The sequence below is a fragment of the Peptococcaceae bacterium 1198_IL3148 genome (genome assembly GCA_036763105.1).
Classification (GTDB): domain Bacteria; phylum Bacillota; class Desulfotomaculia; order Desulfotomaculales; family Desulfohalotomaculaceae; genus JBAIYS01.
The window spans coordinates 66,346-89,033 of sequence record JBAIYS010000001.1; the positions used below are offsets into that span (position 1 = coordinate 66,346).

Sequence of the window (22,688 nt, forward strand, 5' to 3'; positions counted from 1 at the left end):
TTTATTCCATACCCTCCACTGAGAGATTAACCTCCGGCTTATAAACAGTCTTTACTATAAAAACATTCTCCAGTACGTTAAAGTTCACAAAGGGCTTAATGGTAGCTATTTTAAATAGTCCAGCCGGGTCATCCTCCACCGAAAATATCTTACCAATTCTAATGCCACTGGGATAAACGCCACCAACACCAGAACTAATTACCACCTGGTTATTTTTCACCTGTTCATTCTTAGGTAAGTGAACCATGCGCACTACTCCAGTGCTGTTGGCAATGCCCTCCACCACGCCAGGCACCCGGCTTTGTTGCACCTGTGATCCGACGCCACTTCTGGGGTCAGTTATTAAAAGTACTTCCGCAGTTTGGTTAGAGACAGCCACTACTCTGCCAACCAAACCCTCCGGTACCACCACCGCCATATCCCGTTCTACCCCATCGGCAGCACCCCGGTTTAATGTAATGGTGCCAAACCAATTGCCGGGATCACGGCCAATAACAGTGGCAGACATCAGTTGGTAATTTTCTGCAGTGGCTTCACGATAATTCAGAAGCTCTTTAAACTGGCGATTTTGTACTTTATATTCCTCTACTTGATTCAATTCACTCTTCAGTTTTCTAATTTCATCCTTTAGGGCCTGATTCTCTTCCTTTAAGTGGCCCAATGAACCAATAAAGGATATGTTTTCTTTGATACTACTGCTGATACCCATAGTAACTTTTTGCAGTGGCGCTAAACTGTCTTTAACCGCCACTTCCAAAGGGGTCTGGGCACTGCGGGAAAGGGTAGTCATGTTTATTACAATCAAAACAATCACTATAAAAACTACCAGCAAAAAAACTTTTTTATAATTATTACGGGACAATCAAAACACACCTTTTACGCCAACTTCTTAGGCTTAATTAGCACCCGTTTTAATACATCAATGTTCTCCAGCACTTGACCAGCCCCATAGGCCACGGCAATTAAAGGTTCTTCGGCCAAGTGTACCGGCATACCGGTTTGTTCACTGATTAAATGATCCAATCCCCGCAATAGCGAACTGCCGCCAGCCATCATAATACCGCGATCCATAATATCAGCCGAAAGTTCCGGTGGGGTTTTTTCCAGTGTCACTTTAATGGCTTCGGTGATACTGGCCACTGGCTCGGACAGCGCCTTATAGATTTCTTCCGAGGTAATGGTTACTGTTTTGGGTAACCCAGTAACTAAATCGCGACCTCTCACTTCTTCGGTTTCAATTTCATCTAGAGGATAGGCCGTGCCCAGTTCAATTTTAATGTGTTCAGCGGTACGTTCACCAATCATCAGGTTATAGGCCTTTTTGACATGTTGAATGATGGCGTCATCCATTTCATCACCAGCTACCCGAATGGAACGGCTGGTGACAATGCCTCCCAGCGAAATAACCGCCACTTCGGTAGTGCCGCCACCAATGTCGACGATCATATTACCAGTGGGTTCATGCACCGGCAGGCCTGCTCCAATGGCTGCCGCCATTGGTTCTTCGATTAAATACGCTTCTCTGGCCCCTGCCTGTAGCGCCGCCTCCCGCACTGCCCGCTCTTCCACCGCGGTAACCCCGGAAGGAACGCTGATCACTACCCTTGGTTTAACTAAAAAAGTCGTCCCTCTAATGGCTCTGTTGATAAAATATTTAATCATGGCCTGGGTGATATCAAAATCAGCAATTACCCCATCTTTCATTGGTCTGATGGCGGTAATATTGCCCGGAGTGCGGCCAATCATCCGCTTAGCCTCTTCCCCCACCGCCAACACTTGATTAGTTTCCCTTTGAATAGCCACCACCGATGGTTCCCTTAAAACTATACCTTTACCCTTTACATAAACCAAAGAGTTAGCAGTACCCAAATCGATACCCATATCTTTGGAAAACATTCCTATTCTCATTGCCTAGCACCTTCCTACTCATATTATTCCTTTTGCTTTTAAGCTGACAAATTTATTATCTCCAATAATCAGGTGGTCTAAGACTGATATCCCTAAAATTTCTCCACCCTCTTGAATGCGCCTGGTAATTTCAATATCTTCTCTGCTGGGAGTTGGGTCACCACTGGGATGATTATGCACCAAAATAATATGGGCACTACTTTTTTTAATGGCTACCTTGAACAGTTCCCGGGGGTGTACCACTGAGGAATTTAGGGTACCAACACTAATTGTTTCTATCGCCAGCACCTGGTTTTTGGTATTTAATAACACTGCCTTAAAATGCTCTCGATCTAAATACCGCATATCGTCCATCATTAGTAAAGCTGCGTCATCGGGCGATTGAATGGTAGTTCTCTCGGCCGCAGGCATTAAAGCCAGGCGGCGACCAACTTCCAATGCAGCCTTAATTTGCACCGCTTTAACTTGTCCAATTCCTTTGAGCGCTGCTAGTTCTTCCACTGTTGCATCTAATAATCCTGCCAAGTCTTTAAAGTGCACAAATAACTGGCTGGCTAAATCTAGGGCAGACATCTGCTTAGTACCGGTTCGTAACAGTATCGCCAATAATTCAATGTTAGAAAGTGAAACTGCCCCCACACTTAATAACCGTTCCCGTGGACGCAATTCAGCTGGCATTTCTTTAAGGGTTAGATATTGCAAATTAATCCCCCCAACAGCCCAGCTAATACATTAAAAACTATTGGTTTAAGCAGACATTATCTAATACGTGATAGTTCATTTTTTTTAGTAGGTATGCTAGGCGTTCTAATGGTAATCCCACCACATTAAAATAACAACCTTCTATACCTGCAACAAAAATTGAAGCAACTCCCTGAATGGCATAGGCGCCGGCCTTGTCCATCGGCTCTCCTGTGGAGACATATGCTTCAATTTCTGTGGTGGTCATTGGATTTAAAAAAACCTTTGTTCTTTGATGGGTAACCTGCTGGTTACCAGTGGCAGCATCGACAATGGCTACCCCACTATAAACATAGTGGGCGCTGCCTTGCAGCTTGGTCAACATTTCTTTAGCATGATGATGGTCCTGTGGTTTACCCAATATCTGGCCATTATGTACCACCACAGTATCTGATCCAATAACCAGGCCAGCTTCCCTTTCTGCTGCCACCGTCTGGGCTTTGCGCAGTGATAATAGCTCCACAACAGCACCTGGTGCCATTTCTGCAGGCACTGCTTCCGACACTGGTTTTACTGCCACTTCAAACTTTAGACCTAGACTCTGTAATAGTTCCCGACGTCTGGGCGATGAAGAAGCTAGAATTAACACTAAGTATACCTCCTAAAGTTTGCGGTAACCTACATAGCCTAATATTAATCCCAAGGCAGTAAATGGCCCCACCGCCAAAGTTAACCCAAAACTAACACTAAAAAAATTCATATCTAAACTGGTGGTGGTTAACCCTATATCAAAAAAGTTTTTAGCTAGCGGTAGTATCGGTGCTAAAGTTGCTCCCAATGCACTGCCTGCCACACCGCCGCTCAGTAATAGTAAAAATAACAACCAAGCACTACGGCCTTTACTGAATCCACCTCTGGCCATAAGATCCCCCTGATTTTTTTACTATCAGTTTATCATCACTACAAAAATCAGACAAGCAGTATCTATGTCTCTCCAGTTATTAACAAGGGCAAGGGCCTATTAATTATTGCTCCCCATTAATTGTTTCTTCATTGTCAGGTTAAAGGTAAGAATTTCTAGCTTAACAGATAAATCTACATTGCGCACTTCTATCCCATCAGGTACGTGCAAGCTAATGGGAGCAAAGTTTAGTATGCCTTCGATACCATTTTCAACAAATTGATTTGCCACTTCTTGGGCTGCCCGTGCTGGCACCGCAATTATGCCAATGCGCACATTATGCTCTTTAATCACTTCACCCATTTTTTCAGTCGGTAGCACTTCTACATCGGCTATGCTTTTGCCAATTTTAGTTAAGTCATTCTCAAATACAGCTATAATATTAAAGCCACGGTCCCGAAATTCACCATAGGTTACCAATGCAGAACCCATGTTACCAGCACCAACCATAATTAAGTTCCAAGGTTCAGTTAAGCCTAAAATTTTAATGGTATAACGAATTAAGTCTTTTACGTTATAACCGACACCCCTAGTACCAAATTCCCCGAAATAAGCCAGGTCTTTACGTACCTGAGCTGGACTAACTCCCACACCTTCAGCAATTTCCCCAGAGGATATCGTAGTAACTCCTTTTTTATCCAAACGCTTAAGGAACCTAGAATATACTGATAACCTGGTGACAGTAGCTTCTGGTATTTTTATTGCTTTCACCTCGGTCGCCTCTCTTTCTACCAATATATACAGTAATTAAAAAAGTTTCGCAAACACTTCACCTAGTCTATTATAATCATAAATCAAAAATCTGAAAAGTGCTATTGTGTAAACTATCATTTAATAATTATTGTTTAACCAAATAAATTGTCAAAATACTGAGTGACCGGAGTGAAAACTGCTGCTATAAACTGAAGGGGATTGGGCAATGAAATATCTAGTACAATACTAAAACTTAATACTATGCCCACAACCATCAATACACTAAAGGAAATTAGGTCACGCCACATTTGTTTTTTAATTAAAGTTGGTACTTGAAAGGCAATAATTGCCAAAAATAACACTGTCAAGCCAAAAATAATCATCTTTTATTCTCCTAGTTAACGTCAGGCCTAATAGGTTTTGATACCAAACCGGTGCGCGGAATTTCTGTTTGTACATTAATCACCACTTCTACATTGGGGAGAATTTCATACCACTGGTCAGATATTTGCTTCCAGTACTGGGGATAATGCCGGTATACCGCTCCGCCAAATCCAAAAACATCAACATGATGCTCCTGTTGGGCAGTTTCTAAAGCCATTTCTATGTCCTGTTTAATTTCATTTGCTAGCAATTGTTCTATCCTTATCAAATTTTCTGGTTCACTGTAATCCACATAAACTCGGGATTCCGCCACATTGGCTTCGGTTTTTATATTGATGTTGAATATAATATCACCTTCAGCAGTCACTGTAGGGGACATGTCACTGCTACTATTAATAATTTCCAAGGATACATTATTTTCCTGGCCACCAAGACCGAAGGTATATATTCCTCCCTGGAGGCCTTCTCTAACCCATAATAGTCCTCTGGTTTCTCGTTCCCCTAACCACCCCACCATTCGCCCTTTATCAAATATGGCAGTGCCAGAGAGATTAATATCTTGGGGATTAACTTGTCCGCCCTCTGCACCGGTTTTAGTGGGCACAACTGCCCGATTTAAAGCTAAATCTACTCCAGCAGTATAAGCGGACATTCCTGTATCTGCCAACATCTCTAAAAAGTCTCCCAATTGGGTCGGCGCATATACCGGTTCACGGTCTTGTTCTAAAATAATCTCCACTATCCGTCCGGCCGGCGATATTTCGAGGGGGTTAGCTGCCTCCAACAATTGGCTTTGATCTGTTTGGGCGCTACTAATTATCACCCAGTTATTGCGTCGAATTTGCGGGTTGCGATCAAAGAAATCCATTAAATCCACAACCCCTTCCCGGGCCAATTGCTCTGAAATAATAATCACCTGATTGTGAGAAAAATACAGTTCTCTAGGGATACTGGAACTCATCCCTCGCACCGCTTCAAAAATCGTTTTGCCCTGATCAGCAAAATTGCGATAGGCAGCCGGGCCATCACCACCTCCGCCGCCACCACCCATGCCACCGCCACCACCTCCGGTGAGGCCGGTGGGATTGATGGTCTGTACAATCACCTCAATGTTACCATCTTCACCTTTATCTAAAGCTATGGCCAGCACTATCGCCAACTGTTCCACTTCCACTTTGTCCCAACAAGCCGTTTGGGTCAGCATCATCAGAACAATTAAGCCAGCACATAACAAATTATTTGCTTTTATGCCTGCGGTGGCTGCGCCGTTTTTTGGTGCCAGTTTGTGATTTATCTGCCTCTTCATTTTGCCCTTCAGTTTGTTGGTCCCTCCTGGTGTTCATAGTTTCATAATGACGCTGGCGTTCTCCCTGCCAAGCACTTTTATCGTCTTCAGTTTTTTTATCCACCTCTTGGTGCTGATCACTCAATTTATTTTGCCAAGGTCCGGGTTTTAAATCTGGCAACTGCCGGTATGGGTTGTCTTTACTTAATTGTTCTGGGCGCCGGTTATAAGCCCACAGGGGTGCTCTGACCACAGTATCCTTTAGGCCGGATTGGTCTACGGGAGCAAAGGGTGCCAAGTAGGGGACCCCAAAGCTGCGCAATCCCGCCATATGTACCAAAATAACCATTAAACCAACCATAATGCCAAAAAGCCCCAGTGTACCAGCTAAAAGCATCATTGGAAATCGCAAAATCCGCATTGCAATGGACATGTTGAAGGCGGGATTAACAAAGGAGGCAATACCAGTTACCGCCACAACAATAACCATTAAGGGTGATACTATTCCTGCGGAAACCGCAGCCTCACCCACCACCAAAGCTCCCACAATGCTTACCGCCTGGCCAACGGGTCGGGGTAATCTTAGTCCTGCTTCCCGCAGCGCCTCAAAACTAAATTCCATTAGCAGTGCCTCCACCAGCGCCGGAAAGGGCACCCCTTCCCGGCTGGCGGCAATTCTGATTAATAGCGGGGTGGGAATCATTTCCTGGTGAAAAGTAGTGATGGCAATATACAGGGATGGCAACACTAGCGATACCCCCAAAGCTGTATAGCGCAATATCCTGATGAAAGTGCCAATAAGAAAACGCTCATAATAATCCTCCGAGGCTTGAAGAAAAGAAACAAACTCCCCTGGTATCACCAATACAAAGGGGGTATTGTCAGTAAAAATTGCCACGCGACCGGACATTAAAGCATCGGCCACCTTATCTGGACGCTCGGTATGAATAATTTGGGGAAAGGGTGAATAAGGGTTATCTTCAATTAATTCCTCAATGTAACCACTTTCCAGCACCCCATCTATTTCAATACGGGCCAAACGCTTTTTGGCCTCTGCCACCAACTTAGGGTCAGCCAAACCACGGATATAACCAATGGCCACACTGGTATTAGAAATTCGACCAATGGTCATACTCTCGATAATTAAATTGGGAGACTGCACCCGCCTGCGCACCATGGCTGTGTTGGTGCGCAGGTTTTCCACAAACCCTTCTCTGGGGCCCCGCACCACGCCTTCGGATAATGGTTCACTAATGCTGCGGTAGTTAAAGCCTTTGACGCTAACTAACAGACACTTTTTGTGCTTATCTATAAAGACCGCCGCATCACCATAGAGTACACCACCAAGGATGGCTTTATAATCATCGGCAATGCGCACATCAGAAGCAGCCAGCATGGCATTGAGCACCTGCTCAAAGGGTATGCCACCGCCTTTGCCATTGCCAGACAAATTTTGATTAGTCATCAGCGGTTTCATAATGGATTTATTAATCATGTCTGCATCGGTCATTCCGTCCAAATAGACAATGGCCGCCTGGGTATCCCCGTTGGGGCCAATACTAAATTTGCGCACCACAAAGTCGCTATTACCGGCCATGATACTGCGCAATGCATTAACGTTCACATCTAACTGATAGACAACTTCCATACCCTCCAGTTCTTTGGCTTGAAAAATATGAGGGATGGGATCTGCTGGAATTTGAGATGGCTTTTTGGTGCTGAGCGGACGCTTCATTTTGGGCATAAATCCCAACAGTTTTTGCAACGCCCCTTTATTTTTCATAAAAAAACCCCTCCAAATAATATGCATGTTTATTATTGGTAGGGGTGGTTTATTTTATTCTACAGTTTTAAATATGTGTGCTCTGGCTTCCGCCAACATATACAATGATCCCGTAACACACAGCAGTTGTTGGTCTTTAGCCAGTGCTATGCCTTGATCCACAGCATCGGCCACCTGTTCATAAACATATACGTTTTTAGTGTAACCCTTGGCCCAATTGGCCACCTGCTGCCAATCTCCCGCCCGGGGGTTATTGGGTTTGGTAATTACCACTGCCTCTGCCATCGGGGTCAGTGTTGCTATTACCCGTTGCCGCTCTTTATCGGCCAGCATGCCCAACACCAGCACTATACCCCGCTGAGGAAAATATCGATTTAGTGTAGCCACCAGCGCTTTAACTCCAGCTAGGTTATGGGCACCATCCAATACAATTGTGGGAGTGGTGTCCAGTACTTCAAAGCGCCCCGGCCAGCTGACCTTCGCCATGCCGGCTTTCACGATGGCTGGGGTTAAAATTACCCCGTGGGGTTCCAAAGCCTCCAAAGTAGCTATGGCGGTGGCAGCATTGGCCTGTTGATGTTCGCCCAATAGCGGTAAAAACAAGTGCTGGTAGTTGTGCAATTTACCTTTAATGGTTAAATACTGCCCTTTAATGGTGCTGTCCCCTTGTCCACTCCAGGTGATGTCTTGCCCCACCACTGTTAAGGGTGCCCCATTTTTGTTGCAGGTTTCTTTAATTATTGCCAACGCTGCCTTATTTGCCGCCGCAGTGACCACCGGCACTTGGGGTTTGATAATACCAGCCTTTACCTGAGCAATTTCTGCAATGCTATTACCCAGCAAATTCATATGATCCATACTGACATTGGTAATTACCGACACCAGCGGTTGCACCACATTGGTGGAATCTATTGCTCCCCCTAACCCCACTTCCATAACCACATAGTCCACTTGCTCTTGGTAAAAGTAAGTTAGAGCCATGGCAGTGCTAACCTCAAACTCAGTGGGATGCTCCACACCCTCTGCCACCATAGCATCCAGATGTGGTTTAAGCTGCTGTACCAGTTCGCTTACCGCCTGCTCACTGATTTCGGTACCATTAACGCGGTAACGCTCAGTATAGCGGTGTAAGTGGGGTGAAGTGAAGGCGCCCACCCGGTAACCGGCCTGCTGCAAAATGGCAGCTATTATGGCGCTGGTTGAACCTTTGCCATTGGTGCCACCCACATGGATTACTTTTAGTTTTAGGTGGGGATCGCCCAATCGTTTCAACAATGCGTTAATTCGATCCAAGCCCAAATTAATGCCGAATTTGGTTAAATTCTGTAAGTAACCTATAGCTGTTTGATAGTTCATCGTTTAGCCGCAGTTATCCTTAATTAACCAATCTTGAATGGTTAGACGCATGTTTTCCATAGCTTCCTGCGGTGTGGCACCAACGGTGGCACAACCAGGCAAATCCGCTGTCAGCGCCATATAACGGTTCTCTTCTTCATCCTTCTCTACAATTACGTTCACAGTCATTTTGATGGTACCAACCTGCTTGCCATTTTCTTCCTTTAAAACCGTATCCCATTTAAGAGCCACTTTTGACTTCTCCCCCTTTTCCTTTTCTTCATAAGACAAGGGGACAGGTCCCGTGTCTTATGAATTAGGATTATGAATTTTGAATGGCTTGCTACTTAAGCATTTCTAGCCGTTCGGTTAAAGCGTTTTTCTTGTTGGTTAGTTCTTGCTGCTTGGCTTTTTCCTTTTCTATTACCTCTGCCGGGGCTTTGGCCAGGAAGCCTTGGTTGTTTAGTTTACCCTGTACCCGCTGCAAATCCTTTTCAATGTTGGTCAAGTCCTTGTTTAAACGGGCAATTTCTTTATCGATATCAATTAAGCCCTTTAGCGGTACCACCACTTCTATCCCTTTGGCAATGCCCACCGCTGCTTGATCAGGCTTTTCAGCCAATTGGTCTGTTACAGTGACCTCGGCCTTAGCTAAATCTGCAATGTAACTGGCATTTTGTTGTAGTACTGCTTGACTGTTTTCATCGGCGGTGGCTAAAATTACCTCTGCTACTTTACTTGGTGGCACTTGCATTTCGCCCCTAATTCTTCTTACTTCGGTAATTACCTCCATCAGCAATTCCATGGCATTTTCCACATCTGGGTCACGCAGTTCTGGGTTGTACTGTGGCCATTGTTGCAGCATGATGGTTTCACCCTGGTGGGGCAAATGTTGCCAAATTTCCTCAGTGATAAAGGGCATAAATGGATGCAATAATTCCGTGGTACCCCTTAATACTGTTACCAGTACCTGTTGGGCGGTGACCCGATCCTCTGGGGTGGTTTTGCCGTACAGTCTGGGTTTAACCAGTTCAATGTACCAGTCACACAATTCGCTCCAGCTGAATTCATAAATCACCCGGGCAGCCTCACCCAATTCATAACGTCCCAGGTAATCTGTCACTTCGCTGATAGCTTGGTGATAACGACTCAATATCCAGCGATCAGCCAGTGTTAATTCTCCCCCTGCGGCATTGTTATCGTAATCTTCTAAGTTCATCAGCGCAAAGCGAGATGCGTTCCACAATTTGTTGGCAAAGTTGCGGGCGCCATCTAAGCGTTCAAAGTGGAAACGCAAATCATTGCCGGGGGTGTTACCGGTTACCAGCATAAAGCGCAGGCTATCGGCACCGTGGGTTTCAATTACTTCCAATGGGTCTACACCGTTACCCAATGATTTACTCATTTTCCGTCCTTGGGCATCCAAAACTAAGCCGTGAATAAACACTTCTTTAAAGGGCACTTCTTTCATGTTGTGCAGGCCAGAGAAAATCATCCGGGCCACCCAGAAAAAGATAATATCTCTACCGGTGACCAGCACACTGGTGGGGTAAAAATGTTTTAATTCCTCAGTTTGTTCTGGCCAACCTAAAGTGGAAAAGGGCCACAGCGCTGATGAGAACCAGGTATCCAATACGTCGGGGTCCTGCTCCATTTGACCACCGCACTTGCCACACTGGGCCGGCGCTTCCTTTGCTGCCACCATTTCACCACAGTCTTGACAGTAATACACCGGAATCCGGTGACCCCACCATAGCTGCCGAGAAATACACCAATCCCGAATGTTTTCCATCCAGTTCAAATAAATTTTAGTGAACCGCTCTGGTATAAAGCGCACATCTCCATTTTTGGCGGCGGCAATGGCTGGTTCTGCCAAAGGTTGCATTTTAACAAACCACTGTTTAGAAAGCATCGGCTCAATTACAGTGTCACAGCGATAGCAATGGCCCACCGCGTGATCGTGATCATCTACCTTTAACAGTGCACCGCTGGCTTCCAAATCTTTAACAATCTGCTTGCGGCACTGATACCGATCCATACCCCGATATTTTTCTCCCGCCATTGCATTCATCCGGCCATCTTTATCGATTACTTGAATTTCTTCCAAGTTATGACGTTTACCCATTTCAAAGTCATTGGGGTCGTGGGCTGGCGTTATTTTTACACAACCGGTACCAAAGGATGGATCCACATAATCATCCGCAATGATCGGCATTTCTCTACCAACCAGCGGCAGCACCAAGGTACGGCCAATCAAATGTTGGTAACGTTCATCTTCGGGGTGTACCGCCACCGCCACGTCACCAAGCATTGTTTCCGGTCTGGTGGTGGCAATGACAATGTACTCCTCTGGATTATCTTTAAAAGGATACTTAAAGTGATACAGGTGTCCGGGCTGATCTTTGTGTTCCACTTCAATGTCAGAGATGGTGGTACTACAATGAGGGCACCAGTTGGTAATATAGTTGCCCCGATAAATCAAGCCTTCGTTGTACAGCTTAATAAATACTTCCTGCACCGCTGCAGAACAACCGTCATCCATAGTGAACCGTTCCCGGTTCCAATCACAGGAGGCACCCAGTTTGCGCAATTGAGTGGTAATGCGGTTTCCGTACTGCTCTTTCCAATCCCATACCCGTTCTAAAAACTTTTCACGGCCCACCTCATACTTGTTGGTGCCTTCTTCTTTCAGTTGCTCCTCCACCTTCGCCTGGGTAGCAATACCAGCGTGATCGGTTCCAGGCAACCATAAAGCATTATAGCCTTGCATGCGACGCCAACGGGTAAGGATGTCCTGCAATGTGTTATCTAGGGCATGTCCCATGTGCAATTGTCCAGTGACGTTTGGTGGTGGCATTACAATACAGAAGGGCTGCCTTTTGGTATCCACCTCTGCTTTAAAATACTTACTTTCTTCCCAGTGTTGGTACCATTTGTCCTCAACTTCCCGGGGATTGTAAACTTTGTTTAATTCCTGTGACATTTTTGACCTCCTGTTTTTCAAAAATTATTACATTTCATCTACATTTAGCGTTAAATACAAAAAAGCCCCTTTCGAACAAACAAGGACGAAAAGAGCTTTATTTCGCGGTACCACCTTGATTCCGGTTACATTCACATAACCGACCCTCAATATAGCTATATCGGGCATACCCGGTTGAACCTACTACCACCAGTTTTAGTTCAGCTCAACTGCTCCGGGGCGACAGTTTACGTTTTGGGCAGGAAATTTTTCAGCCAAGAATTTCCCTCTCTGCCAGCCCAAGGGTTCGCAAACCCTCCCCTTCAACGCATTAAGAATATAGTTTTCACCCACTATATTACTGATTTTGAGCTAAACTGTCAACTTCTTCGTTGAACATAGCAAAAGTTGCTTAACGGAGCCAGACACCAGCCTGGGCAAATTGTTGTGGGTACGTCAACTTTATTCCAACAGCTGAAATCAGGCACCGCAAGATAGGTGGCTTTTGCCCTTGCATGTCAGGTCGGAGGCAGGGTGGCGCATAGGACGTGCGCCACTGGCAGCTGAGTCATGGAAGACGAATCTGCCGGGAACCCTGCCGTAGACAGCCGAATGAGCTTGGTGAGGTCTGCAAAACTATCCCAAAAGTGAGCGGGCAGCAGGTGACGGGTTTTTAAACGCAACCTATATCTCAACAACAAAACAAAAATTAAACCAAGCAAAAGACACCGGCATAACAGCGTTTAAACTGCCCTTCTTTTCATTCTTCGGGTGCTGGGTAGGTTCACTCCTAAAATACCACCAATTACCCCGGCCATTATTAGCGGTAATATAGCCAGCAACAGACCCAGTTCTAGGGTATACACACCCAAATACACCGACACTGCGGCAAAGCACAAGGCATACAAGCTCCCCACCAGTAGCCCATGCCTCATACCCTGTTTATTTGCCACTGCACCACAAATCATTGCCCCTAACAGCGAACTGATCACTACGCTAATAAAAATAATGGTGGTCAAGTGATAAACTGGCGCCGCCGTAACCATTATATACACACCCAGCGCTAACACCACTGCAATACTGATACAGATGGACCAGGTTACCCCCAATAAAACTGCCCCGGGATAAACATTTTTTTGCCCTTTAATTGGTGCAGACCAGCTAAGAAATGTTAACCGTTTCATAATTACCTCCTAGTTACTGGAAACTTTCTCTATATAAGTATGCAACAGTATAGTTTTTATGCGGACAACCTAAAAAATAATCATTAAATATTAACTAATTAATAGAATTATATGAGGATATTTCCAAAAAGTGAGGGGGAGCAAAGGTGAATAAAAAACTAATCTGGTTGGCAATTTTTTTAATTGCTGTTAGCGGGTTGGTATTAACCAAATATATGCTGACCAAGGATTCTGAACCAGAAAAAAAAATTCCCGTCGTCCGGGTGCTGGAAGAGAGAAGAAATATTCTGTTTTTACCCCACTACCTAGCTATGGAGTTGGGATTCTTTGCGGAACAAAATATTGATGTACAACTAAAAACAGTGCCCCCGGGTGAGACCGCCCACAATATTTTAGATGAGGGCAAAGCCGATGTCATTATAGCTGGACCTGGCCAAGTAATTTTAGCTGACCCCATCAAAGGGGTTAATTCCCCTAAGGCCTTTGCTGAGATCACCCAAAAGGACGGTTCCTTTTTTATAGCTAGAGAAACCAATGAAAATTTTCAATGGACCGATGTCAAAAACCGTACCATTATCTCTGGCTATCCCACCGAAGACACCAGTCTGATATTGGAATATATTCTGAGGCAGCATGAAATTGCCCCCAACTGGCACTGCAATGTAATTGAAAATTTACCCATAGAATTGCGCCCCGGTGCCTTTAAGTCCGGCAGTGGCAGTTTTATAGTTGTAGATGAACCAAATGCCACATTACTGGAAAACCAGCAGATGGGAAAGGTAGTGGCCTCTTTGGGTAACGATGCTGGCAATATGCCAGCGGCAGTATACATGGCCAACCCGCAATATTTAGACAGCAAAACCACAGTGGTGCAAGGACTAGTTAATGGCTTGCACAAAACCCAACAATGGATGATGTATCATAGCGTGGAGGAAATGGCCAATCTCGTTGCCGATTATTTTCCGGATTATGAGCGGGATTTGCTAATAGCCATTATAAAAAGGTATAAAAATATTGACTTGTGGAGCGACAATCCAATCATTGATAAAGTCAGTTATGATAACCTGTATACAGCCATTGAAAGTTCCGGAGAATTAGTTAACAAAAGTTCTTACAGTAAAGCGGTAACCAATCACTACGCCCAAAGGGCGGTCAGAACGGTGCATTATGTGCCGGAGGATAAACAAAAGCCTAAGCCGGGATTAAATTGGCGGTACATTAAGAGTTTGTTTTCATAGGCTACCAAGCATAGGAATAAAATGTCATTCGTTATTACATGCAGTATAGGGCAGGCTTCCACAGCCTGACCGCAAAACAAATCCATATTAATTTGGGCGGGGCGGCGTGGAAACCGCCCCCTACGATTTAAACTCAGAATGATACCATGGTTTAATTCATAATTGCCCTTGTATCATTGCTCTCTCTCATCTTTTAATCCCCTTACTGCCGCAATTACTAACAATATTAGTGGTATTAAAAATTGGAATAACAATGCCTCGCTAGGCCAACTGTTTGTTATAACATTAATTAAGCTGTTAATATCGTATGTCCAGGACAATGACAATGCGGAAACAAAGACCCCCAGCGGGATAACTAAAGAGCGATAACTCTGACAGCCAGTTAATTGGGCCAAACCAATGCAACTGATGTAATATAGCACCACCACTTTTAGATAGATACCACTGACCCATATGGTAACAATAATGGCATCTAAATGTTCAAAGTATTGACCAATTTCAATTCTGCGGACCATTTCTAAAGCCGGGAAAGTCATAATTGAAGTTTGTTGCACTCCAAACACACCAATGGCCAATACCCCAATAAACATAAAGCCACCCAACAACAATATTGACCAAATGAGTGTGCTGCCCAACCTTTTAGGTTCATTTAAGTAGGGAGCCAACATTAAAATAATTATCGCTTCTGCTAAAAAGGATAACAATCTAGTGGCGCCGTTAAAAATTGGACCAATGCCCTCGGTCATAATAGGAAAATAATTTTCCATTTCTAACCGCGGTATAAGCAAAAAACCCACTAAAAAGAGCAAACCGATCCCCAATGGTAGCAATAATTCTGTTACCCGGGCAATCACTTCAATGCCCTGGTTTACTGCATAGGCAGCAATTAATATCATTAAAATAACAAAAACACTTAGTGGGGTGCTCCCCATAAAAGCTACTTTCATAATCACACTAATTTGAGCAACGCTGTTACCGGTGAGCACAACAAAGTAAAAAAATAAAAATACAAAGGCCGTTACCCAACCTAACCACTTGCCCAACACAATTTGTATTATTTGAATTAGATTTTTTTGCGGGAATCTGTTAGCCAAAGCCAGCGCCACCGCTGCCACCACTAAAGCCTCCGCTGTGGCAATAATTATTGAAATCCAGGCGTCCCTGCCGGCAATGGCAGCCACAATTGCTGGTAAAAAAACATCTGCGGTGGAAATAATTACAGTGATGATAATAAACAATAACTGGCGGGCAGATATTTTACCGGGATCTAAGGTAAACACATCCATTGAACGAGACATAAAGTCACTCCTGGCATATTCTTTCATCCTTGCATAGTATTTTCCAACTTTAACTATAAAATTCAAAAGGACGCTTTATTAAAAGCGTCCTTTAGTATACCCACTCTTCGATTATTTGCAGTAATTCTTCTCGCCCAGCTCCAGTTTCGGATGAAGTGGCTATCAACTGATGCCGAGGCTGCAGTTGTAGTACTTTTTTAATCTGGGCCTGTTGCTTTATGAGTTGGCTTTTTGACAGTTTATCAATTTTGGTCATGGCAATTACCGTTGGTACATTATAATGGCACAGCCATTGATACATTTGCAGGTCTTGCTTGGTGGGATCATGCCGGACATCCACCAGTTGAACCACTCCCCGCAAATTTTCACGTTTTTCTAAATAACTTTGCACCATCTTGCCCCAACTTTCTCTGACCCTTTGGGGAACCTTGGCGTAGCCATACCCTGGTAGATCCACCAAATGAAAACTATCATTAACAATAAAAAAGTTAATCAGTTGTGTACGACCAGGCTCGCGGCTAGTGCGGGCTAACTTTCTACGATTAACCAGCTTATTTAACAGTGATGACTTGCCGACATTAGATCTACCAGAGAAGGCTACTTCTGGCAGATCTACGTCTGGACAACCTTTAAGTTCCACTGCACTGGTAACAAATGCTGCTGTTTTTATTTTCATGAGGGTATTACAGAACTCCCTTGCTGAATTTCCTCTGGCTGGTGAGGGGGCTCATATGACAAATCCGGTTCGCTGGATTCGTCTTGCACGTTGGTTTCTGGTGGCAGTAAAGCAATTTCCAAAACTCTATCCATATGGTCTACAAACTTAAATTCTAACTTGCCTTTAACGCTGTTAGGAACCTCAGCTATATCCTTTTTGTTTTCTTTGGACATTACCAGAGTTTTAATGCCTGCCCGTTTAGCAGCCAACACCTTCTCTTTAAGACCACCCACCGGCAACACTTTCCCCCGCAACGTAATCTCTCCGGTCATGGCTACGTCCCAGCGCACTTTGCGCTTGGTAATGGCAGAGGCCAAAGCGGTGGCCATGGTAATACCTGCCGAAGGACCATCCTTAGGAATAGCCCCTTCCGGGACATGCACATGCACATCATATTTATCAAAAAACTCGGGATTAATATTTAACTGCACCGCCCGACTGCGCACATAACTATACGCCGCCTGGGCCGATTCCTTCATCACATCACCCAGCTTACCGGTCAGCGTCAGTTTGCCATGACCAGGGTAAGTGGTAACTTCAACACTCAATGTATCCCCACCAACCTCGGTCCAAGCTAAGCCGGTGACCACACCAACTTCGTCTGTTTTTTCGGCCATGTTATAGCTAAACTTGGGGATACCCAGGTATTTCTGCAGGTTCTGGGGTGTAATTTTTACTTTTTTGTTTTTGTCTTCAACAATCTGTTTGGCGGCCTTTCTACACAAACTGGCTATATTGCGCTCTAGGTTGCGTACTCCAGATTCTCTGGTATATCCTTGGATAACCTTACGAATGGTATTTTCAGAAATCTGGGTTGAGCCCTCTGGCAATCCGTGTTCTTTTAGTTGTTTAGGCAACAGATGCCGCGTGGCAATTTGCACTTTCTCTTCTTCGGTGTAACCAGAGAGATTAATGATCTCCATTCTATCCAACAGTGGCCGCGGGATGCTGTACATGTTGTTAGCTGTAGTAATGAACATAACATTAGACAAATCAAAGGGCACTTCAATATAGTGATCCGAAAAGGTACTATTTTGCTCGGGATCTAGCACTTCTAGCAGCGCTGAAGAAGGGTCACCCCGGAAGTCATTACTCATTTTGTCTATTTCATCAAGCAGAAATACCGGGTTTTTAGTGCCAACTTGTTTCATTCCTTGCATAATGCGCCCAGGCATTGCCCCCACATAAGTGCGGCGGTGGCCTCGGATCTCTGCCTCATCCCTCACTCCGCCGAGGGATATACGCACAAATTTTCTTTCAAGGGCTCTGGCCACCGATCGGCCAAGGGAAGTTTTCCCTACCCCTGGGGGGCCCACCAAACATAAAATGGGTCCCTTCATTTTTTTGGCCAGCTTGCGAATGGCCAAATATTCAATAATTCTTTCCTTTGGTTTTCTTAAACCATAATGGTCAGCATCTAAAATTTCTTCGGCCTTTTTAATGTCTATGCGGTCTTTAGTGGTTTTGCTAAAGGGCACCGCCAACAACCATTCTACATAGTTGCGCACCACTGCTGCCTCTGCCGCCATGGGAGGCATTTTTTCCAGTCGATCCACTTCTTTTAAAGCCTTTTCTTCCACATCTTTAGGCAGTTTAGTTTTAGCAATCCGCTCCCGCAGTTCTTCTGCTTCGGCAGTGCGGTCGTCTTTGTCCCCCAATTCTTTTTGAATGGCCTTCATCTGTTCCCGCAGGTAATACTCTTTTTGATTCTTTTCCATCTGCTTGCGCACACGAATGTTAATTTTGCGCTCTAATTCAACTATTTCCAATTCTTTAGCCACAATGGTACACAGTTTTTCCAAACGGGTTACAATATCAATTGCTTCTAACAGCCGCTGTTTGTCTTCAATGCGCAAAGTCAAATGAGATGCCACCACATCAGCCAATCTACCTGGTTCTTCTAGGTTAACCACCGACACCACAGTCTCCGGTGGAATCTTTTTAGACAGTTTTACATATTGCTCAAACTGGTAGACAAGATTGCGCATTAAAGCTTCAATTTCACTGTCTTTGGTCACTTCTTCATCGTACTGTTCCAGCCGCACTTTAAAGAAGGGCTCCTGTTCCTCATAATCCAGAATCTTTGCCCTGGCAATGCCCTCCACCAGCACCCTAATGGTACCGCCTGGTAGCTTTAGCAACTGTTTTACTTCCGCCACTGTACCAACAGTATAAATATCTTCTTCTGTTGGATCATCGGTTTGGGCCTCTTTTTGCGTGGCCAGGAAGATATGGCGTTCCTGAATCATTGCTTCTTCTATGGCCTGAACAGATTTTTCCCGTCCCACGTCGAGGTGAATCACCATATAAGGGAAAACCAAAATACCTCGTAAGGGCAACATTGGCAATACTTTTTCAATTGAATTCATGTCCTGCACCTCCCAGCACTAGCGTTCAGTGCTTATTAAACTTATGTAAGATAGGATTATTCTATCATAATCAAAATTAGCCATCCATACAATAAATGCTAAAACATAGATAAACCCAGCATGAGCTGGGTTTATTGATTATTATAGAGATAATCTTAAAAAATACAACCCCACCATTACCCATCACCCATTGTTTTTGTTTTTATAGTTTCTGACTGCTCATCAACGGAGAAACTGTGGCAGTCAATACCTCAACTGGATTGTTAAGATTACTTTGTTTATCCAAACTAACTTGGTAAAGAAGTGATCCACTGATCACTTCTTCTAGTTTCTCCACTGGTACAACTTCAATTCCTGCAATTTCAGAAAATAATTTTTGATTGTTTTCAGCTGGAATGTATACTTTAGACGCTCCAGCCACTTGAGCTGCCTGAACTTTAGCCACTACCCCGCCCACCGGTTTGACCATGCCTCGAATGGACAGCTCGCCGGTCATCGCCACTTTGTTATCCACCGGAATGCCAGTAATGGCAGAATAGACAGCAGTGGCAATGGTTACTCCAGCCGAGGGGCCATCCACAGGTACACCACTGGGAAAGTTGATATGTAGGTCATAGTCGCGATAATCTACCCCCATCACCCGACGCAATACTGTTAAAACATTTTCCGCTGATCCCATGGCAGTACTCTTTCGTTTTAATGTTCGCCCTCCCCCCCCCATTTCTTCTTGTTCTACCATGCCGGTAATAATAATTTTGCCTAATCCTTTGGTGGCTGGAATTGCAGTGGCCTCCACCTCTAATATCATGCCTAAATTGGGGCCGTAAACCGCCAGCCCATTGACTACACCCACCTGGGGAGTGGCAGCAATCTTTTTCTCCATTCGCGGGGTGTATCGGCCGCTGTTCACCACCCATTCCACATCGGCAACACTAATTTCTTTTCGTTGCTCTCCAATGGCGATACCTGCGGCCAACTGAATAATGTTCACCGCTTCCCGGCCATTGGTGGCATAACGTTTAAGAACATCCAGTGCCTCCGATTGCATGGGGATATTTATTTTATTAGCTGCATTTTTGGCAATTATACCAATTTCCTCGCTTAATAGCGGCCGAAAAAATATTTCCAAACAACGGGAACGAATGGCTGGTGGTATTTCTTCGGGAGTGCGCGTGGTGGCACCCACCATCCGAAAATCAGCAGGTAAACCATTTTGAAAAATATCATGAATATGTTGCGGGATATTGGTATCTTCAGAACTATAGTATGCACTTTCTAAAATCACTTTTCTATCTTCCAGCACCTTTAAAAGCTTATTCATTTGGATGGGATGTAATTCACCTATTTCATCAATAAACAGCATGCCGCCATGGGCCTTGGTAACAGCACCGGCTTTGGGTTGAGGAATACCGGCCATTCCCATAGCCCCGGCTCCCTGATAAATAGGGTCGTGCACCGAACCAATCAAAGGGTCGGCAATACCCCGCTCATCAAATCGTGCAGTACAGGCATCAACTTCAACAAATTTAGCATTTTCTTTGAATGGGGATTGACTATTATTTTTAGCCTCTTCTAATACTATGCGTGCAGCAGCAGTTTTGCCAACACCCGGTGGCCCATAAATAATTACATGTTGTGGGTTAGGTCCACACAATGCCGCCCGCAAAGACTTTAAACCCTCGTCCTGCCCAATAATTTCTTGAAACTTGGTGGGCCGCGTCTTTTCTGCCAGTGGTTCTGTTAAAGCAATGGACCGCATACGTTGCAATTTTTCCAGTTCTTTACGGGATTCCCGCTCCACTGCATTTTTATTTCCTTGCTGGGTTTTTAACAGGTTCCAAAAATATAGACCAATTACTATGGCAAAAAAGAATTGAGTAAACATAAAAATACTACCTAAGCCGCCAAATCCATCCATTTACTTTAAATCCTCCTCTACAGACTTTATACCAGGTAGTATTACTAAACTCTGCAAAAATTATCCATTTAACGACACGCAAAAAAGTCGCGTTCTATGAACGCGACTTTTTTATGCTGATTCTTCTTTTTTCTTTGCCGAAATAATAATCGGGGCTTCCTTTTTTAAAATGCAATCCTTAGTGATTACTACTTTCTTAATATCAGTTCTGGATGGAATGTCGTACATAATGTCCAACATTACCTCCTCCAGAATGGCACGCAAACCCCGGGCACCGGTGTTACGTTTAATGGCCTCTTTAGCCACTGCTTGCAACGCCTCTGGCTGAATTTCTAATTGCACCCCATCCAGTTCAAACAATTTATCATATTGTTTGGTGAGGGCATTTTTAGGCTCAGTAAGAATGCGCACCAATGCATCTTCATCCAGAGCTTCTAAGGTAACAATTACTGGCAAACGGCCGACAAATTCTGGAATTAAGCCATACTTGAGCAAATCCTCTGGCAGCACATTCTTTAAAATTTCGCCAATTTTCTTTTCTTGTTTGGTTTTAATATCTGCACCAAAGCCCATGGACTTTTTGCCGGTACGGTTTTGAATTAACTTGTCTATACCATCAAAGGCACCACCACAAATAAATAAGATGTTGGTAGTATCAAGTTGGATAAACTCTTGATGTGGGTGTTTCCGCCCACCCTGTGGTGGTACACTGGCAACGGTTCCTTCTAAAATTTTCAATAAAGCTTGCTGCACTCCTTCACCAGACACATCTCTGGTGATGGAAGGATTTTCGGACTTACGAGCAATTTTATCGATTTCGTCAATGTAAACAATACCTTTTTCTGCCCGTTCAACATCATAGTCGGCAGCCTGGATAAGTTTAAGCAAGATGTTTTCAACATCTTCACCAACATAACCAGCTTCGGTTAAAGAGGTTGCATCGGCAATGGCAAAAGGCACATTTAACAAACGAGCTAGGGTTTGGGCCAGCAGTGTTTTACCGCTACCAGTTGGCCCCATCATTACAATATTGCTCTTTTGCAGCTCTACATCATCAATTTTGCCACCAAGATTAATCCGCTTATAATGGTTGTATACCGCCACCGCAAGGGACTTTTTAGCCTCATCTTGACCAATAACATATTGATCTAGAATCTCTCTGATTTCTTGGGGCTTTGGTATTTCACCAATATCCAAACCAAGATCTTCATTCAGTTCTTCTTCTATAATTTCATTGCAGAGCTCAATACACTCATCACAAATGTATACCCCAGGCCCAGCAACAAGCTTTTTAACTTGATCTTGTAATTTGCCGCAGAAAGAACATTTTAGTTGGCCTTTTTCATTCAACATTGTTTCACCTCTTTTTTATTTCTTGCGTTTTGAGATCACCTCGTCGATGATTCCATACTCTTTGGCCTGCTCTGCGGACATAAAGAAATCACGTTCTGTATCTTTACTAATTACGCTTAGTGGTTTTCTAGTATGTTTAGACAGTAATTCATTTAATGTCTCTTTCATCCGCAAAATTTCACGGGCGTGAATATCGATATCTGTGGCTTGCCCTTGGACACCACCCAGCGGCTGGTGAATCATAATTCTGGAATATGGTAACGCATAGCGCTTACCAGGTTCACCTGCTGCCAACAGGAATGATCCCATACTGGCTGCCTGACCAAGACATATGGTTGATACTGCAGGTTTAATATACTGCATGGTGTCGTAAATGGCCATGCCAGCAGTCACCACCCCACCGGGTGAATTGATATACAAATGAATATCCTTTTCGGGATCTTCTGCTTCCAGGAACAACATTTGAGCAATGATCAAATTAGCTACAGTATCATCTATTGCCCCACCAATAAAGATAATGCGGTCTTTCAACAATCGAGAATAAATATCGTATGACCGTTCACCTCTATTTGTTTGCTCAACTACAATCGGAACCAAATGGGACACAAGAGTTCGCCT

Annotated in this window: 20 protein-coding genes and 1 other annotated feature; of the genes, 1 reads left to right on the plus strand and 19 read right to left on the minus strand. The window is 44.3% G+C overall.

Features of this window, described 5'->3' with window-relative positions:
• Position 1: 1 nt before the first annotated feature.
• The 13 genes from mreC to V6C27_00410 all read right to left on the minus strand — a co-directional run bounded on the left by mreC (position 2) and on the right by V6C27_00410 (position 13,176).
• Positions 2-862, minus strand: coding sequence for a rod shape-determining protein MreC (gene mreC, locus V6C27_00350; protein MEG6614883.1), 861 nt, complete (start codon positions 860-862; stop codon positions 2-4).
• Between the two features lie 14 nt (positions 863-876).
• Entirely contained in the window at positions 877-1,908 is a 1,032-nt protein-coding gene (locus tag V6C27_00355; GenBank protein MEG6614884.1) for a rod shape-determining protein, read from the minus strand.
• Between the two features lie 18 nt (positions 1,909-1,926).
• Complete coding sequence (radC, locus tag V6C27_00360; protein MEG6614885.1) at positions 1,927-2,610, minus strand: DNA repair protein RadC; 684 nt, start codon at positions 2,608-2,610, stop codon at positions 1,927-1,929.
• Positions 2,611-2,647: 37 nt separating this feature from the next.
• Positions 2,648-3,238, minus strand: a complete 591-nt coding sequence (locus tag V6C27_00365) for a Maf family protein (protein MEG6614886.1) — start codon at positions 3,236-3,238, stop codon at positions 2,648-2,650.
• Between the two features lie 12 nt (positions 3,239-3,250).
• Complete coding sequence (locus tag V6C27_00370) at positions 3,251-3,511, minus strand: DUF4321 domain-containing protein (protein ID MEG6614887.1); 261 nt, start codon at positions 3,509-3,511, stop codon at positions 3,251-3,253.
• 99 nt (positions 3,512-3,610) lie between these two features.
• Positions 3,611-4,261: a redox-sensing transcriptional repressor Rex gene (locus tag V6C27_00375; protein ID MEG6614888.1), complete on the minus strand. Its 651-nt coding sequence runs from the start codon at positions 4,259-4,261 to the stop codon at positions 3,611-3,613.
• Positions 4,262-4,395: 134 nt separating this feature from the next.
• Complete coding sequence (locus V6C27_00380; protein MEG6614889.1) at positions 4,396-4,626, minus strand: hypothetical protein; 231 nt, start codon at positions 4,624-4,626, stop codon at positions 4,396-4,398.
• Between the two features lie 11 nt (positions 4,627-4,637).
• Positions 4,638-5,933, minus strand: coding sequence for a Ger(x)C family spore germination protein (locus tag V6C27_00385; GenBank protein MEG6614890.1), 1,296 nt, complete (start codon positions 5,931-5,933; stop codon positions 4,638-4,640).
• Positions 5,863-7,695: a spore germination protein gene (locus V6C27_00390; protein ID MEG6614891.1), complete on the minus strand. Its 1,833-nt coding sequence runs from the start codon at positions 7,693-7,695 to the stop codon at positions 5,863-5,865. The genes V6C27_00385 and V6C27_00390 overlap by 71 nt, the downstream gene beginning before the upstream one ends.
• 54 nt (positions 7,696-7,749) lie before the next feature.
• Positions 7,750-9,051, minus strand: coding sequence for a folylpolyglutamate synthase/dihydrofolate synthase family protein (locus V6C27_00395; protein MEG6614892.1), 1,302 nt, complete (start codon positions 9,049-9,051; stop codon positions 7,750-7,752).
• Positions 9,052-9,054: 3 nt separating this feature from the next.
• On the minus strand, positions 9,055-9,282 hold the full coding sequence (locus V6C27_00400) for a type II toxin-antitoxin system HicB family antitoxin (GenBank protein MEG6614893.1): 228 nt from the start codon (positions 9,280-9,282) through the stop codon (positions 9,055-9,057).
• 91 nt (positions 9,283-9,373) lie between these two features.
• On the minus strand, positions 9,374-12,013 hold the full coding sequence (locus V6C27_00405) for a valine--tRNA ligase (protein ID MEG6614894.1): 2,640 nt from the start codon (positions 12,011-12,013) through the stop codon (positions 9,374-9,376).
• Positions 12,014-12,091: 78 nt separating this feature from the next.
• Positions 12,092-12,328 (minus strand) — a binding site (T-box leader).
• A 407-nt stretch (positions 12,329-12,735) separates the two neighbouring features.
• Positions 12,736-13,176, minus strand: coding sequence for a TIGR04086 family membrane protein (locus tag V6C27_00410; protein MEG6614895.1), 441 nt, complete (start codon positions 13,174-13,176; stop codon positions 12,736-12,738).
• Between the two features lie 146 nt (positions 13,177-13,322).
• Between V6C27_00410 and V6C27_00415 the strand changes: the two genes are divergently transcribed.
• Positions 13,323-14,414 carry an ABC transporter substrate-binding protein gene (locus V6C27_00415; protein MEG6614896.1) on the plus strand — a complete coding sequence of 364 codons (1,092 nt, stop codon included), beginning with the start codon at positions 13,323-13,325 and terminating at the stop codon, positions 14,412-14,414.
• Between the two features lie 173 nt (positions 14,415-14,587).
• Here V6C27_00415 and V6C27_00420 read toward each other — a convergent pair whose 3' ends face one another.
• The 6 genes from V6C27_00420 to clpP form a co-directional block, all read right to left on the minus strand.
• Complete coding sequence (locus V6C27_00420) at positions 14,588-15,712, minus strand: endospore germination permease (protein MEG6614897.1); 1,125 nt, start codon at positions 15,710-15,712, stop codon at positions 14,588-14,590.
• 91 nt (positions 15,713-15,803) lie between these two features.
• On the minus strand, positions 15,804-16,388 hold the full coding sequence (yihA, locus tag V6C27_00425) for a ribosome biogenesis GTP-binding protein YihA/YsxC (GenBank protein ID MEG6614898.1): 585 nt from the start codon (positions 16,386-16,388) through the stop codon (positions 15,804-15,806).
• Positions 16,385-18,799, minus strand: coding sequence for an endopeptidase La (lon, locus tag V6C27_00430; protein MEG6614899.1), 2,415 nt, complete (start codon positions 18,797-18,799; stop codon positions 16,385-16,387). The genes yihA and lon overlap by 4 nt, the downstream gene beginning before the upstream one ends.
• Positions 18,800-19,001: 202 nt before the next feature.
• Positions 19,002-20,717 carry an ATP-dependent protease LonB gene (gene lonB, locus V6C27_00435; protein MEG6614900.1) on the minus strand — a complete coding sequence of 572 codons (1,716 nt, stop codon included), beginning with the start codon at positions 20,715-20,717 and terminating at the stop codon, positions 19,002-19,004.
• Positions 20,718-20,828: 111 nt separating this feature from the next.
• On the minus strand, positions 20,829-22,070 hold the full coding sequence (gene clpX, locus V6C27_00440) for an ATP-dependent Clp protease ATP-binding subunit ClpX (protein ID MEG6614901.1): 1,242 nt from the start codon (positions 22,068-22,070) through the stop codon (positions 20,829-20,831).
• Between the two features lie 15 nt (positions 22,071-22,085).
• Positions 22,086-22,676 carry an ATP-dependent Clp endopeptidase proteolytic subunit ClpP gene (gene clpP / locus V6C27_00445; GenBank protein MEG6614902.1) on the minus strand — a complete coding sequence of 197 codons (591 nt, stop codon included), beginning with the start codon at positions 22,674-22,676 and terminating at the stop codon, positions 22,086-22,088.
• Positions 22,677-22,688 lie beyond the last annotated feature (12 nt).